The sequence below is a fragment of the Virgibacillus sp. 6R genome (assembly GCF_001895305.1).
GTDB classification, from domain to species: domain Bacteria; phylum Bacillota; class Bacilli; order Bacillales; family Amphibacillaceae; genus Virgibacillus; species Virgibacillus pantothenticus.
Genome location: NZ_CP017762.1, coordinates 2,211,726 through 2,227,539 on the forward strand (window position 1 = coordinate 2,211,726; position 15,814 = coordinate 2,227,539).

Below are 15,814 nucleotides of genomic sequence, written 5' to 3' on the forward strand. Positions count from 1 at the left end.
GTATGAAATACCGAATATAAAATGTGTAAAATATTTTTTTTACATATGTTATACTATATATAAGCCCATTTGCGGTTTTTGTTTCAATATTCCTTATCTTATAATAAGTTCTATACAACAGGCGATGAGATGAGGGTGTGTTGATATTTTGAAAATGAAGAAGGGGGTGCTTTGTTTTGCTTCAATTCGAACATGTTTCAAAAGTATATGAAGGCGGAACAAAAGCAGTCGATAACATCAACTTAAACATAGAAAACGGAGAGTTTATTGTATTTATTGGACCAAGTGGATGCGGTAAAACAACTACCATGAAGATGATTAATCGCTTAATTGAAACAACAGAGGGAAATATTTACATTGATAATGAAAATATTAAGGACAAAAATATCGTTGAACTCAGACGATCTATCGGGTATGTAATCCAGCAGATTGGCTTATTTCCCCATATGACTATCGCAGAAAACATTTCACTTGTACCTAAGTTATTAAACTGGTCTGAGGATAAACGTCGTGCACGTGCGGAAGAATTATTGCAGCTGGTAAATATGGATAAAACATATTTAGACAGATATCCAAATGAATTAAGTGGTGGTCAGCAGCAACGGATTGGTGTATTGCGTGCCCTTGCAGCAGATCCACCGCTTATTTTAATGGACGAACCATTCGGTGCATTGGATCCAATAACTCGCGATGGCTTACAAGAGGAATTTAAAAAATTGCAGCAAACATTAGGGAAAACTATCGTCTTTGTTACGCATGATATGGATGAAGCTATTAAACTAGCAGATCGTATCGTTATTATGCGCAAAGGAAAAGTCGTTCAAGTAGGGACACCGCAAGAAATCCTCAGCCAACCAGCTAATGAATTTGTCGAGGAATTTATTGGAAAACATCGTCTTATTGAATCAAGACCTACCCTGCAAACGGTTCAACAAATTATGAATGAAAATCCGATTTCCATTAACGAGGATAAAGCAATCTCCGAAGCGATTCGATTAATGAAAGATCATAAAGTAGATTCCTTGTTAGTCGTTGATAACCAACGTATACTGCGAGGTATGATTGATATTGAAATGATTGAACAAAACAGGAAAAAACAAGGTAACGTAAAGGAGATTATGGAAACAACGATTTATAAAGTGGAACAACATGCACTTTTACGTGACACTGTTCACAAAATTTTACGCAATGGCTTCCGTTATGTACCTGTTGTTGATAAAGAAGAAAAGCTGATCGGGATTGTAACCCGCGCTAGCTTAGCAAATATTGTTTATGACTCCATCTGGGGAAATGGCAATGGCGACAGCATATAAGTAGTGTTTCTATATAAGAAGCGAGGAAAGCAGAACATTGTTGCATGATAAACAGCTGTAAATAGCAGCATCTGCTCCCAAAAGGGAGAAATAAATGAACGAAGAAATTCGCTGTGTCATTCTTAATATGAATTAACCTCTTTAATTGTTTTAACAAGCAAATCTCCAATACAAAGGAAGTGATGACGTGGAGACGTTACAAACATTTTTTACGGAATATGGGGGTCAACTATTGTTTAAAACATGGGAACATCTTTATATTTCACTTATTTCGATTTCTTTAGGGATCCTAGTGGCTGTTCCACTGGGTGTAGCCTTAACACGAGTTCCTAAAGTTGCCGATAAAATCATGTCTTTAGTAGGCATTATTCAAACATTCCCTACGTTAGCGATTTTAGCTTTTTTTATCCCACTGCTTGGGATCGGAAAAGTACCCGCCATCGTTGCTCTATTTTTCTATTCCCTTCTTCCTATCCTACGTAATACGTATACAGGTGTATATAACTTAAATGAAAATATACTAGAAGCCGGGCGTGGCATGGGTATGACGGGATGGGAGCGAATTCGCATGGTGGAGTTACCACTCGCAATACCTGTTATCATGGCAGGAATTCGCGTGTCTACTGTCTATTTAATCGGCTGGGCCACGCTCGCCGCTTATATCGGTGCAGGTGGTTTAGGTGATTTTATTTTTGATGGCTTGAATTTATTTAAAACTGAATTTATTCTGGCAGGAGCTATTCCGACTACGTTGCTTGCGTTAATCATCGATTATGTATTTGGTCGGTTAGAAGAACGTTTAACTCCTACAGGAATTAGAAATACATCGGAAGCTGCATAGAAAGGAGGATACGCACATTGTTCAAGTCAAAAAAGAAACTGGTCATCATTACTACTATTTTACTGCTTTTAAGTGGGTGTTCATTACCAGGTCTGAGCGGGTCTTCTAAAGACACTATAAAAATTGGTACATTAAACACTTCAGAATCGATGACTATCGGCTATATTATAAAGCAACTCATTGAACATAAAACCGATTATCATGCAGAAATCATTGGCAATATGGGATCGTCCATTGTGCAGCACCAAGCGTTGGAGCAAGGCGAAGTTGACATTACAGGAACAAGATATACAGGCACCGATTTGCCTGGAACATTGCAAATGGAGCTTGTGACAGATACGGATAAGGCGCTCAAGATTGTTCAACGGGAGTTTGAAGAACGTTTTGACCAAACTTGGTTTGACCCGTATGGATTTGAAAATTCTTATGCATTTACAGTAACTAGCAAGTTAGCCGAAGAAAAAAAATTACAAAAGGTTTCTGATATTGAACCATATGCTGCTGATCTACGTCTTGGAGTTGATAATGCTTGGCTAAATCGAGAGGGTGACGGCTATCAAGGATTTGTCGATACGTATGGATTTGAATTTGGAAAAGCATATCCAATGCAAATTGGTCTTGTCTATCAAGCCGTAGACAGCGGTAATATGGATGTTGTCCTTGCATATACAACCGATGGGCGAATTGAAGCGTTTGATTTAGTCAGCTTAGAAGATGACAAAAACTTCTTCCCACCGTATGATGCTTCACCTGTTGCAAGAAATGATATATTAAAAAGCCATCCAGAAGTACGGGACATCTTGGAATCTTTGGCAGGTAAAATTGATGAGGAAACGATGCGCTATATGAACTATGAAGCAGATGTAAAAATGAAAGAGCCATATGTTGTGGCAAAAGAATTTTTGGAAGAACATAATTACTTTGAGAATGAATAATCAAGGAAAGCGGGTGATTTTTTGGAAACATTATCTGAGTTGTGGAACTATTACGCGCAAAACTATTCGTATGTTTGGGAGGAATTTTACCGACACTTTCTCATGTCTGCCTACGGTGTTTTGTTTGCAGCTATAGTCGCCATCCCTTTAGGTATTTTTATCGCACGACATGCAAACTTAAGTAAGTGGATATTTTCATTTACTAATATCATTCAAACTATCCCAGCACTAGCCATGCTTGCTGTTCTTATGCTTGTATTGGGACTAGGTCCGAATACCGTCGTCGCTGCGTTATTTTTATATTCCCTACTACCGATCGTTCGCAACACGTACACAGGTATCCGTAATGTTGATCAAGCATTAATTGAATCAGGACGCGGAATGGGGATGACCAAATTTCAATTATTACGGATGGTTGAATTCCCACTTGCTCTTTCCGTCATCATGGCAGGCTTACGAACAGCACTCGTCATCAGCATTAGTATTGCAACGATTGGAGCGTTTATTGGCGGCGGTGGTTTAGGAGCAATTATCATTCGAGGAACAAACGTGTCCGATGGAACAGCAATTATTTTGGCTGGAGCTATTCCGACAGCATTGATGGCAGTTGTGGCTGACTTGGGTATGGGCTGGATAGAAAAACGCCTTATGCCGAGATAAAGTAAGTTCTCATTTAGCGAGGCCTTTCTTTCTTCATGTATTGGCATATGAACGAAACGGACATTTGGCATAAGGTTAGACCCTCAACTTATCCTCCTAAAGTTTAAGTACAGATCTTACATCTAACTATTTGTACGATTAATATTTTGGAAAAGATGACGGAGATGGTTAATCACGTGTCTTTTCAGAATATGAGTGCGATGTCCCTACACTTGATTTCCCATACGAAGCCCTGCCCTGGGCTTTTTATTTTTTATCCCATATATAAGGTGACGTAAGACGCTCACTTCAGAAGTTGGATAATCTGTACTGCAACAAGTCTAAATGAAGATAACAGCACCTAAATGCGCTATTTCGTAAGAGGCCTTTAGGTCATACCCTTGGGCTATTAACAATGACGGAGGATGAATGAACTCCCCGCCGATTGAAAATTCAGTTTATAATTTTATGATCTAGCTATATAACAATAGAGGAGGACTGTAAAATGGTTAGTATCTTGCTACAAAAAAATGTGCCTTGTATGATGCGAGATGGAATTACGTTATATGCAGATATCTATCGTCCAGATCAGCCAGGAACTTACCCTGTTCTACTGACAAGACTTCCTTATGGTAAGGATAATCCATTTTATTCCCACCGTTATCTTGATACAAATCGGCTTGTTGAACAGGGGTATGTCGTTATTATTCAAGATGTAAGAGGGAGGTTTCAATCAGAAGGTAAGTTTTATCCATTTTTATATGAAGCAATCGACGGCTATGAAACAGTGGAATGGGCAGCCAATCTACCTTTTTCATCAGGAAAAGTTGGGATGTTTGGATTATCTTATTACGGCTATACGCAATTACTAGCAGCCAAAGCTAAACCACCACATTTAAAGGCTATTTTCCCTGCTATGACACTAAATAACTTTAAAGAAAATATGATTCGTCAAGATGGAATTTGCCGCTCAGCTCCTTATAAAACTTGGGTAATAGAATCCATCCTCCCTGACTTAATTAGACGAAAATATCAAGCTCAGAGGACATACCAAGCAAAAATGAACCAGTGGGTACAAATGTTAAATGATTTAGCAGCTTCTCTGTTTGAAACTACAATAGAAGAATGTTCAATTATAGAGGATCTTGGTGTAGGGGAACGATTGAAAAGGCTTGTATCTTTACCAGATGAAGATGTACTATGGGACGAGACGAGAATCACAGATGATTACCACCAGCTCCAAATCCCCGCCTATCATTTAGCAGGTTGGTATGATAGCTTATTACAATCCACATTAGAAAACTATCAGCAGATGGCTAAGCAAACAGGACAACCACAACGATTAATAATTGGTCCGTGGACACATGGTGATTTCAGTGGCATAGCTGGTGAACGATCATTTGGCATACATGCTTCCGCAGGGTTTTTAAATCAAAGAGGGGATTTAACGAACCTACATATTCGCTGGTTTAATTATTGGCTAAAGGGTATAAGCGAGGATATCACAGAGGAACCTCCTATCAAACTATTTGTGATGGGAATAAATCAATGGCGATATGAACAATCATGGCCGCTAGTCAGAACCGCTTATGTCCCGTACTATTTTCATAGTAAAGGAGAGGCAAATTCTCGATTTGGAGATGGTAAATTAAACAAAATAATGCCAGATGAAGAACCAGTAGATTCATTTATTCATGACCCTCTGTCACCCGTTCCAACAAATGGCGGACAAACATTATTTTATGGTGTTCACACATCAGGTGCAAAAGATCAGCGCTGGATCGAAGAACGAGAAGATATGTTAGTTTTTACAACTGCACCATTAGAAGAACCAACGGAAGTAACTGGTCCTATTAAAGTAACGCTATGGGTAACTAGTAGTGCAACATCTGCAGATTTCAATGCCAAGCTCGTGGACGTTCACCCTGACGAAACTGCTTATAACCTAACAGATGGCATCTCGCGCGTAGAATTTCCAACTGGTAATAAAAACCAGCATATTCGTTGCGTTGAAATTGCTTTACCGGCAACAAGCAATGTTTTCTTGCCTGGTCATTCCATTCGCGTAGAAATTGCTTCAAGCAACTATCCGCAATATGATGTCAATCCAAATATAGGGACAACATTACAACAATCGAGAGAAGCTAAATTCGCTAAACAAACTATTTTCCATTGTCGCGATTATCCTTCGCACATCGTGTTACCGATTGTATAAAAGTGATGCGTGTCGTAACATCCTAAATAAAAAAGCACCTGTGGAAAATACAAGTATATAGTATTTACCGCAGGTACCGTCTTTATATTGATTTTACAGTAAAAATTTGTTCCTCTCCCGTTTTAACGTGCCCCCATAGAAGAGGCTGATCTACTGAAAACTTATCCGTATTCATAACAATAATTGGCGTTATCACGTTATATCCCTGTTTTCCAATAAAAGTCAAATCCATCTCTGCCAATAAATCACCTTGTTTTACAGTACCCCCTACTGAAGCTTTGATTTCAAACCCTTTCCCCTCAAGGTTAACCGTATCCAATCCCATATGAATCAAAATTTCTATTCCATCAACAGAACGAATTATAATGGCATGCTTTGTTGGAAAAACATGGGTTAACTCACCTTCTACAGGAGAAACTACTTTACCCTTATCAGGTACAATAGCTATGCCATCACCCATCATTTTTTGGGAAAACACTTCATCAGGCACTTCTTCTAAAGAAACTGTTTTTCCTGTTAGAGGTGCTATAACAGCTACCATTGTTGTCAAATTCCCTTCTTCATCGGTCACTTCTTTTTGTTTCTTTAAAGGCTCCTTACGATTCAAGCTGATGCCTTGATCGATAATTGTTAAAATTTCATTTTTCAATATGTCTGATGTAGGGCCAAAAATTGCTTGCACACCATTTCCTACCTCTAGTACACCAGAAGCGCCAAGTATTTGTAGTTTTTCTTTATCTACATTTCCCTTGTGATGCACACCAACACGTAAACGAGTAATACAGGCGTCCAAATTATTAATATTCTCATGTCCTCCAAGCGCTCCTAACACTTCATACGCTTTTTGATTTATATCATTCACATTTTTATTTTCCTTGTCTTTATTCATATCTGCTTTTGTGTATAAACGATTTGTTCCTTCCGTGCCCCTACCTGGAGTTATCAAATTCCATTTTTTTATTGCCCAGCGGAAGACAAAATAATAAACAGCTGCCATTGCAAACCCTACCATTAATACATACCACCATGGCTCTCCTACCCCTGGTAAAATACCAAATAGAATAAAATCAATGATTCCTGATCCACCTGCATAACCAATATTAACATCTAACACATACATAATCATAAATGACAAACCAGCCATGAACGTGTGAAAAACATATAATAACGGGGCTACAAATAAGAATGTAAATTCAAGCGGTTCAGTAATTCCAGTTAAAATTGCTGTACCTGCGGCAGTTAATAGTAAACCTGCAACAGCTTTTTTATTCTTTGGTTTAGCCATATGATACATTGCTAACGCTGTAGCAGGTAAACCAATCATGACAAATGGAAACTTACCTGCCATAAATCTTCCAGCGGTAATTTCAACTGCACTATCTATTTGTTTATCAGCTAGCTGTGACATGTACATCGCTGTATCTCCTGATACCATTTGTCCAGCTAATGTAGTATACACTCCTCCAACCTCAGAAAAACGAATTGGTATATAAAATATATGATGCAATCCAAACGGAACTAAGCCTCTTTCCACAATTCCATAAATAAACATGTAAAAAGGCGGTGTATTCTCACCAGATAATGCAGCTCCCAACGCATAAATCCATTCTTGAACCATGGGCCAAATGAAAGACAAAATAAGTCCAATCCCTACAGAATACACTGCTGTAATTATTGGAACAAAGCGAGCTCCCCCAAAGAACGACAACATTTCAGGCATTCTGAAGTTATGGTATTTATTATATAATGCAGCAGCTACAAATCCCATTACTATTCCACCAAAAACGCCAACCTGTAAAGTTGGAATTCCAAGTTCCAGTGTATGTCCAGCCTCACTAATATTATCCATATTAACTCCAGTAGTAATGCCAATAACTGTATGCATAATTAAATAGCCTACAAGTGCCGAAAGAGCTGCAGGTGATTTTCCACCTGTCCAGCTTCCTGCAATACCTACAGCAAATAAAACACCTAAATTCCCAAATATGGCTCCTCCTGCGCCTTTCATTAAACTGGATATTGTTTGCCAAACAGAATTATCCAAAAAAGGGAAATATTCTATTAAATACGGTGACTGTAAGGTTGTTCCAATACCTAATAATAATCCAGCAGCTGGTAATAGGGAAATGATTACCATAAACGTTTTACCAATGCGTTGAAAAAAGTCAAATGTAAAAAGATTTTTCATTTTAAGCCTCCTTTGAAATCGAATTCATTTAATACGTTTACCGCTTGCTCTCTACAAATATGTAGAGAGCAAGCCGGTTAAAAATTAATTCAACTCTGGCCAATAACCCTTGTTGGCAACAACTAAAGCATCTAACACCTTTCTAGCCTGTGCAGCGGAAACCACCGTTCGATTTAATGTCAATGCTTGTAAGGCTTTACCATAGGACTTTTCTAAATAAGCTTCGACCGTTAGTTTTTCATATGCATACTGAGCTTCAATGAGCCCTTTATAAAATGTAGGTATTTCCCCAACAGCGAAAGGCCTAGGGCCATTTGCTGTAATGCTTGCGGCGACCTCTACCATTGCATCCTCTGGTAAATTGCTCACCAATCCATCGTTTTTCAGAATGACAATAAAGTTATTCCCTTTATTGTAAGCAATGGACTCTGCCACAAATAGGATGAATTCACCGTGTGCATCATTTTGAACGACATCACAGTCCTTTGCCGTTCCGGCTTCCACAGCAAGCGCACAATCTTTAAATACGCGTTTTTCTCGTCCAGCTTGTACTTCATTCGTTCGGGTGAAATCAGGATTTAATTTTTTCAACACTTGATCTGGGTACAGATAATATTGTAAATACGTATTGGGTAAATAGTCAGGAAAATCACGAACAATCTGTTCCACCATTGCATAAGTGTCTAGCCATGATTGATCTCGCTGTTCTGCATCAGCTGGACGAAACCCTCCATCAAGTATTTTTTCCCGTAGCTCTGGTAGAAGGTCATTTCCTTCGGTATCGTATAAATTTGTGAACCAGCCAAAATGATTTAACCCGAAATAAACAGGTTCAAAGTCCCGCTCATGAACGCCTAGCAATTTACCATAAGAGCGAAGTAAATTCTCAGGTTGATCACAAATATTAAGAATGCGATTATCTTTTGGAAATACCTCTTTTAGCGCAACAGCTACAATAGCAGCTGGGTTTGTATAATTTAAAATCCACGCATCTTTCGACTTTGCTCGGACATCATTTACTAATTCAATCATGTCACCAATAGAGCGCATTCCATAAGCAAAGCCTCCAGGCCCACATGTTTCCTGACCAATTAATCCCTTGCTTAAAGGAACTTTTTCATCCTTTTCACGCATTGCATAGCCACCCGTTCGCATTTGACAAAGTACAAAGTCTATGTCTTCTGTAAATGCTTTTGCTTTGTCGGTTGTATAACTAAAATGAACCTCTGGATACTCTTCTTTAAGCAATATCTTGGCAAATTCACCTATCTTTTGCTGTCTATTAGCATCAATGTCATACATTACTAACCGGTTAATAGGAAACGTATCCTTTCTAGAACACATTCCTTTTAAGAGCCCAGGGGTGAATGTGCTCCCCCCACCGACAATAACAACATTAAATTTTTTCATTAAGATCCATCTCCTGTTGATTTGATTTTTGTAACTATGAAGATCATAAATGACAAAACAGAAAACGCTTCAAAAATTTCATTTTATGAAACTTTTTAGTTGTATACTATAATACAATCAAGAAGAAGGGAGGATTCATTTATGTATAATTTTATGGTGAAACTATTAAATTTTATTGAGTCTTCAACAGATCATACCAAGTCAGAAATTATTATTGCACAATTTATTTTACGCAATGTAGAAAGAATACCTCATATGACTATTTACAAATTAGCAGAAGCCTGTCATACATCTCCTGCTACTATTACTAGATTTTGCAAAAAATTTGATGATATAAATTATAAAGAGCTAAAAGAACGTGCACGTACATTTATTGAGTACAATACAAATGAAGTGATGGTGGAATATGCGGAGAGCAAATACAGCGCAGGTAAATTAAATGATTATTTTGAACAATTACAACTATCTTTACAAGAGACAAAGAAATTATTATCATCAAAAGAGATTATTATAGCCACTCATAAAATCCGTCAAGCAGTCAAAGTTTCATTTTTTGGTGTAACCTATTCTCACCTACTAGCAAGAAATGCGCAATTCAAATTTACACGTCTTGGTAAAAATGCCACTGCATATAGTGACCCTGAAAATCAAATTATAGAAGCAAAAACGATGACAGCTAACGATGTAGCTGTAGTCATTTCTTTTTCAGGAGAAACTAGATTTGTCGTTAGGCTCGTTAAGGTGCTTAACAAAAATAACATACCTATCATTGCTATTACAGGATTTCCAAATAGTTTTCTAGCAGAAAATGCTAACCAAACCATCTGTATTAGTAGCCATAAAATGGATTACTTTAAGTCTCCTGTAGTAGAAGAAATCAATTTATTAAGTGCCGTTAACTCTATTTATCTCGCCTACTCCATGATTTTTAAATAATCATATTGGTTTAATTAGTAAAAAACCACGCTATCTACAAATCATGCAGACAACGTGGTTTCTTCACTTCTTCTTTGTTTCAATCGCGACCAGTAAATAATCGGTATTAACATGAGAGCGACCGACGCGCCAATAAATCCTAAAATCGCATAGTTGAAATAGGCAACAATGACTCCTGAGATGATACTGCCAAAAGAACCTCCGAGCGCTACCCAAACATCAATTGATCCTTGCGTTTTCGCTCGGTTATGAATCGTCGTTGAATCAATAATTATAGCTGTGCCACTTATGAGTCCGAAGTTCCAACCAAGACCCAATAAAAAGAGAGCAATCGTTAAACCAACTAATGAATTTCCCGGAACAAAAGCCGCTAAAATTCCCGAGATAGCTAAGGTGATTGCGGAAGCAGCTCCCATAGATTTCCTACCAACACGATCTACCAATGCCCCTGTGCCAAGTGATGACAATACATCGCCGCAATATGAAGACCGATGACCACTCCGATGGCTGTCAATCCACCACCATGATTTTGCATATGGCTGGCGTCAACGTCATAATCGCAACCATAACGACTTGAGAAAATACTAACAGCATCGCTCCTGCAAAAACGCCAATCTGGTTAGCTTTATGAGCAAGACTAGATTCTGTAGACGATCCAGGTGGTTTCTGGCTTGCTTCATAAACCGCAAACGCCCTTGCCACGAGTAATGGATCTGGTCGCATAAACAAAAATATCGTCAATCCAGCTAAAAGATAAGCCACTGCAGCAAGGATAAACGGACCTGCTAACGGATGTATGTTGATTGCTTTTGCAACTTCGCACATAGGTGTAACCAGATTTGGACCAGCTACGGCTCCAAATGTTGTGGCAACCATCGCAACACTGACAGCTTTCGCCCTTTGTTTTTCAGAAGCTAAATCCGTACCTGCATAACGCGCCATTAAATTCGTTGCTGTTCCAGCGCCATAAACAAATAAAGATAAAAATAACAAACCAACACTATGGATGTTCGTAGCAACAATGACTCCAATGGCGCCAATTCCCCCCGTAATAAACCCAAAGGCCAATCCATAACGACGGCCTAAACGCTGCGTCAACCGTCCTACAAGATAAGCCGCAAGTGCAGACCCAAGCGTAAATAAAGCTGCTGGTACACCAGCAAAACTTTCCGTTCCTAACATATCCTCAGCAAGCAGAGCTCCAACGGTAATCCCAGCAGCTAAGCCTGCCCCACCAAATATCTGTGACAGTAAAACGATCCATAACGATTTTTTATACACTTTTGCCTCTCTTCTGGCGATTCCATATAAGACTGGATTAAATTTGCATCCTCTTTCATTGCCTCTCCCCCTTTGCTTTAACCGCACGAGCTACTTTTCAAAACCGTTAAAATCATCCTATCGCGTTATAACCAAACACACAAGGTTTACCAAGATACCCGTGTATGTATTGTACTAAAATCGCCTAAGTGATCGCTATGTATCTGTTTATGGCTTTATTTATGTACGAATTAAAAAAGAAAGTGATGATACAGTAGCAGGACGGTTAAATGGGAGAACAGCGTGTAGTAGATGCTACGTTTTTTGACCAGTCTTAAACACCTCTCCACCGAAGAATAAAGAAACAAAAAAATTGAATATGTCATGCCCAAGCAACGAGCTTAATAATCTTTTATAAACAAAAGTTATAAAGTAATAGAAAAAGCGTATTGGTCAGCCTGTATTTCGTTGTTTATAATAGCTTTAAGACAGTCAAAAATTTAAAATTTCCGAATTAACTAATATTAATTTGATAACGCTTTAAAGATGTTGTTATTTCTTTCTTGCCAATTATTTTATCAAAGGGGACAAATCGATGTTACTGAATCCTGTTGTATTATCTGTATTAGCTTTAGTTGTTTTAAGCCTAGCGCGTGTGCATGTGATTTTCGCTTTACTCATTGCATCTATCGTCGGAGGAATAAGCGCAGGAATATCACTGGAAGAGACATTCACCTTGTTAATTGGAGGACTCGGAGGGCAAGGTGAGACAGCGCTTAGCTATATTCTTTTAGGTATTTTGTCCGTTATGATTGCAAGGTCTGGTATCACTACTCTTTTCATTCAACGCGTATTACCTTACATGCAAGGAAGACGTGCCATAGTACTATTCTTGTTAGCAGGTGTAGCCAGTCTCTCGCAAAATGTTGTTCCTATACATATCGCCTTCATCCCGATCCTAATCCCGCCACTTCTGGCCATCTTTAATAAAATGAAAGTAGATAGAAGGGGAATTGCAACAGCATTAACATTCGGTCTAAAAGCTCCTTATATACTGATTCCTATAGGATTTGGCTTGATTTTCCAAAACATCATTGTCGATGAAATGAAAGCGAACGGGATGGAAATTGGCTTATCGCAAGTTCCTTTAGCCATGGTCATTCCAGTAGCAGGGATGGTCATTGGATTAGCTATTGCTATCTTATATACGTATCGAAAACCTAGAGAATATCATGAGATCCCAACACAATTTACAAATGATGCAGCAGCAACCAACGATAAGACCAATGCAAGTTGGCAGTGGCAACACTCTGTGACCCTTCTTAGCTTAGCTGTTACCCTGACCTTGCAGCTTGTGTATGGATCACTTGCACTTGCTGCGTTAGGCGGTATTTTAACCATGCTTGTGCTTCGTGCCGAAACATGGCAGAGTGGAGACGTTATTGTGGAAGATGGAGTAAAAATGATGGGCGTTATCGCATTTGTAATGTTAATTGCTTCCGGCTATGCCGCTGTTTTAAAAGAAACTGGGTCCGTTCAAGCACTCGTACAATCTGCAAGTGCTTGGCTTGGAGACAGTCAGTTCTTAGCCGCTGTTGTCATGATGATCATTGGAATGCTAGTCACTATTGGCATTGGCACCTCTTTTGGGACCATTCCGGTATTAGCAGCTATATTCGTTCCCATATGTGCAAGCTTAGGATTTAGTCCTTTAGCAACAGCTGCCTTAATTGGTACATCAGGTGCTATCGGAGATGCCGGCTCTCCTGCTTCCGACAGTACATTAGGACCTACATCTGGTTTAAACGTCGATGGTCAACATCATCACATCTGGGATACCTGTGTGCCAACCTTTATTCATTATAATATTCCACTATTTATTTGTGGCATTATCGCTGCATTGGTTTTATAGGACGGATAGCTTTCATAAAGTGAAACAAAAGCAATCTATACTTGCCTTGTTTATCAAGATAGATTGCTTATTGAAATGATTATAAGTTTCTACTATATTTTAAAACAAAGTTAATCTTTAAGTATTCCATTACTTCTACAATAATGGCAATAAAATACGAATGATCGTACCTTCCTCTCCCTCGGGATGTTTTTGCTCTTTCATGAACTTTTCGCTCATCGTTTCCCCACAACAAAGCTCCCTTTCACGTCTTCCCCCCATTTTAGTTCATATGTTTCACCCTGATGAATTGATCCTACCCCTTCAGGAGTTCCCGTATAAATAATATCCCCTTCCCGCAAGCCGAAATGTGCTTGAAGATAGTCCAAAATCGTCTGGAAAGAGAAGATCATGGAAGTAATATTTCCCTGTTGAACTACTTCTCCGTTACGCAACAATGAAAAATCCTTTTCCACACAAGCCGCTTCCCCAGGAAAATCCCAAAAATCTGTGATTACAGCTGCATGCTTAAAGCCTTTCGCTAATAGCCAAGGATGCCCCTTCTTTTTTAATTCAGCTTGTACATCTCTTAACGTCAAATCTACTCCAAGCGCCATCTTGGTGACCACATCTTCAACCTTCGAATCATCCGCTACATTTTTTCCTATGTATAAAACGATCTCAAGCTCATGATGAATATCCCCTTTATCAAATGAGTAAGGGATAACTTGACCATGGGCTGTTACGAGAGAGTTTGTCGGTTTAGAAAAAACTATTGGTCGTTCAGGTACAGCATTACCAAGCTCAGCAGCATGATCTGCATAATTACGACCGATACAGAAGATATTGTTTATGTTCATTCGTATCACTCCTTCTAATGGGTTATTTTTCCTCATAGTATACCATATATTCTGACAATCCAAGCCACTACCACACTCTTCCAACCGTATGGTGCTTAAAAATGACATTTCTCCAAACATCCGTTTAAAATACGCGAATTATCATGCACATGACTATAACCTTCTGTACTTAAGTGCTACAATTAACATGTACATGTTGCTTCTGTTACTTTCAATGTATCATTCGTTCTAAGCTGAAGAAGCTAGCAGTAATACAGTAAAGGAGTGGAAAATTATGCAACAACAGCAATTGGAAAAAATGAAAAATGGAAAAGGATTTATCGCTGCACTTGACCAAAGTGGGGGCAGTACGCCAAAAGCCTTAGCTGCTTATGGAATCAAAGAAGACGCATATTCGAATGAGGACGAAATGTTCGATTTAGTACATGAAATGCGCACACGGATTATTACATCCCCGGCTTTTGATTCCAATTATATTTTAGGAGCAATTTTATTCGAGCAAACGATGGACCGTGAAATTGAGGGAATGTATACAGGCGATTATTTAGCTGAAAAGAAAGGTATCGTACCGTTTTTAAAAGTAGATAAGGGCCTTGCTGAAGAATCGGACGGCGTACAGCTTATGAAGCCAATCCCAGACCTTAAAGCGCTATTAAAGCGTGCAAATGAACGGCACATTTTTGGAACGAAAATGCGCTCTGTTATCAAAGACGCCAATCCAGAAGGCATCAAAGCGGTTGTCGACCAACAGTTTGAAATTGGTAAACAAATTATAGCTGCTGGCTTAGTACCTATCATTGAACCAGAAGTAGATATTAACAGTCCGGAAAAAGAAAAATGCGAAGAACTATTAAAAGCGGAAATACTACGTCATCTTAATAGCTTGAACGAGTCAGAACTTGTCATGTTAAAATTAACCATTCCTACGGTACCGAATACGTATAAGGAGCTCATCGAACACCCAAATGTCGTTCGTGTTGTTGCCCTTTCTGGCGGCTACTCTAGAGACGAAGCAAACGCAAAACTAAAAGAAAATGACGGTCTGATCGCTAGCTTTTCTAGAGCACTAAGTCAAGATTTAAATGTTAATCAGACAGATGAAGAATTTAACCAAGCGCTGCAACAAGCAGTTAAATCCATTTATGAAGCTTCGATTTAAAGAATTATAAAATGAAACTTCAATCGGTGGTGTTTTCTTCATCCCCCACTGATTGTTAGTTGAATGAATTGGGCTTTTATTGGCTGTTGATCCCCCACTTATAATTCTTGGCTTCTCCTCGAATTCCTGAAGTGGGGGTTTTACAGCCAGTTAACCTGAAATGGCTT

Annotated in this window: 11 protein-coding genes and 1 pseudogene; 8 read left to right on the plus strand and 4 right to left on the minus strand. The window is 38.8% G+C overall.

The window, feature by feature from the left end; genetic code table 11:
- Positions 1 to 176 precede the first annotated feature (176 nt).
- The 5 genes from BKP57_RS10005 to BKP57_RS10025 all read left to right on the plus strand — a co-directional run bounded on the left by BKP57_RS10005 (position 177) and on the right by BKP57_RS10025 (position 5,943).
- Positions 177 to 1,313 carry a betaine/proline/choline family ABC transporter ATP-binding protein gene (locus tag BKP57_RS10005; RefSeq protein ID WP_050350703.1) on the plus strand — a complete coding sequence of 379 codons (1,137 nt, stop codon included), beginning with the start codon at positions 177 to 179 and terminating at the stop codon, positions 1,311 to 1,313.
- Positions 1,314 to 1,500: 187 nt separating this feature from the next.
- Positions 1,501 to 2,154, plus strand: a complete 654-nt coding sequence (locus BKP57_RS10010; protein WP_050350702.1) for an ABC transporter permease — start codon at positions 1,501 to 1,503, stop codon at positions 2,152 to 2,154.
- A 17-nt stretch (positions 2,155 to 2,171) separates the two neighbouring features.
- The gene (locus BKP57_RS10015; RefSeq protein ID WP_050350701.1) at positions 2,172 to 3,089 is read left to right on the plus strand and encodes an osmoprotectant ABC transporter substrate-binding protein; all 918 of its coding nucleotides are present in this window, start codon (positions 2,172 to 2,174) and stop codon (positions 3,087 to 3,089) included.
- Positions 3,090 to 3,110: 21 nt separating this feature from the next.
- Positions 3,111 to 3,749 (plus strand): ABC transporter permease, encoded by a 639-nt coding sequence (locus BKP57_RS10020; protein WP_050350700.1) that lies wholly within the window; start codon positions 3,111 to 3,113, stop codon positions 3,747 to 3,749.
- Positions 3,750 to 4,233: 484 nt separating this feature from the next.
- Positions 4,234 to 5,943 carry a CocE/NonD family hydrolase gene (locus BKP57_RS10025; RefSeq protein WP_072741463.1) on the plus strand — a complete coding sequence of 570 codons (1,710 nt, stop codon included), beginning with the start codon at positions 4,234 to 4,236 and terminating at the stop codon, positions 5,941 to 5,943.
- 82 nt (positions 5,944 to 6,025) lie between these two features.
- Here the strand turns inward: BKP57_RS10025 and BKP57_RS10030 are convergent, their stop codons facing one another.
- Both BKP57_RS10030 and BKP57_RS10035 read right to left on the minus strand, forming a co-directional pair.
- Entirely contained in the window at positions 6,026 to 8,131 is a 2,106-nt protein-coding gene (locus BKP57_RS10030) for a PTS sugar transporter subunit IIABC (protein WP_072741464.1), read from the minus strand.
- 84 nt (positions 8,132 to 8,215) lie between these two features.
- Entirely contained in the window at positions 8,216 to 9,541 is a 1,326-nt protein-coding gene (locus BKP57_RS10035) for a 6-phospho-alpha-glucosidase (RefSeq protein WP_050350698.1), read from the minus strand.
- 141 nt (positions 9,542 to 9,682) lie between these two features.
- Between BKP57_RS10035 and BKP57_RS10040 the strand changes: the two genes are divergently transcribed.
- Positions 9,683 to 10,477 (plus strand): MurR/RpiR family transcriptional regulator, encoded by a 795-nt coding sequence (locus tag BKP57_RS10040; protein ID WP_050350697.1) that lies wholly within the window; start codon positions 9,683 to 9,685, stop codon positions 10,475 to 10,477.
- A gap of 41 nt (positions 10,478 to 10,518) precedes the next feature.
- Here the strand turns inward: BKP57_RS10040 and BKP57_RS10045 are convergent.
- Positions 10,519 to 11,817, minus strand: a pseudogene (locus BKP57_RS10045) (MFS transporter).
- A gap of 515 nt (positions 11,818 to 12,332) precedes the next feature.
- On the opposite strand from BKP57_RS10045, the gene BKP57_RS10050 reads away from it, so the two are divergent.
- A complete protein-coding gene (locus BKP57_RS10050) occupies positions 12,333 to 13,649 on the plus strand; it encodes a Na+/H+ antiporter family protein (RefSeq protein ID WP_050350696.1) in 1,317 nt (438 codons plus the stop codon).
- Positions 13,650 to 13,864: 215 nt separating this feature from the next.
- Here the strand turns inward: BKP57_RS10050 and BKP57_RS10055 are convergent, their stop codons facing one another.
- Positions 13,865 to 14,488, minus strand: a complete 624-nt coding sequence (locus BKP57_RS10055) for a fumarylacetoacetate hydrolase family protein (protein ID WP_072741465.1) — start codon at positions 14,486 to 14,488, stop codon at positions 13,865 to 13,867.
- A gap of 274 nt (positions 14,489 to 14,762) precedes the next feature.
- On the opposite strand from BKP57_RS10055, the gene BKP57_RS10060 reads away from it, so the two are divergent.
- The gene (locus BKP57_RS10060; RefSeq protein ID WP_050350694.1) at positions 14,763 to 15,647 is read left to right on the plus strand and encodes a fructose bisphosphate aldolase; all 885 of its coding nucleotides are present in this window, start codon (positions 14,763 to 14,765) and stop codon (positions 15,645 to 15,647) included.
- The last annotated feature ends 167 nt before the right edge of the window (positions 15,648 to 15,814 follow it).

Coding starts and splice junctions, on each gene's coding strand:
- BKP57_RS10025 (WP_072741463.1), top strand. CDS start 4,234: ATGGTTAGTATCTTGCTACAAAAAAATGTGCCTTGTATGATGCGAGAT.
- BKP57_RS10030 (WP_072741464.1), bottom strand. CDS start 8,131: ATGAAAAATCTTTTTACATTTGACTTTTTTCAACGCATTGGTAAAACG.
- BKP57_RS10035 (WP_050350698.1), bottom strand. CDS start 9,541: ATGAAAAAATTTAATGTTGTTATTGTCGGTGGGGGGAGCACATTCACC.
- BKP57_RS10040 (WP_050350697.1), top strand. CDS start 9,683: ATGTATAATTTTATGGTGAAACTATTAAATTTTATTGAGTCTTCAACA.
- BKP57_RS10050 (WP_050350696.1), top strand. CDS start 12,333: ATGTTACTGAATCCTGTTGTATTATCTGTATTAGCTTTAGTTGTTTTA.
- BKP57_RS10055 (WP_072741465.1), bottom strand. CDS start 14,488: ATGAACATAAACAATATCTTCTGTATCGGTCGTAATTATGCAGATCAT.
- BKP57_RS10060 (WP_050350694.1), top strand. CDS start 14,763: ATGCAACAACAGCAATTGGAAAAAATGAAAAATGGAAAAGGATTTATC.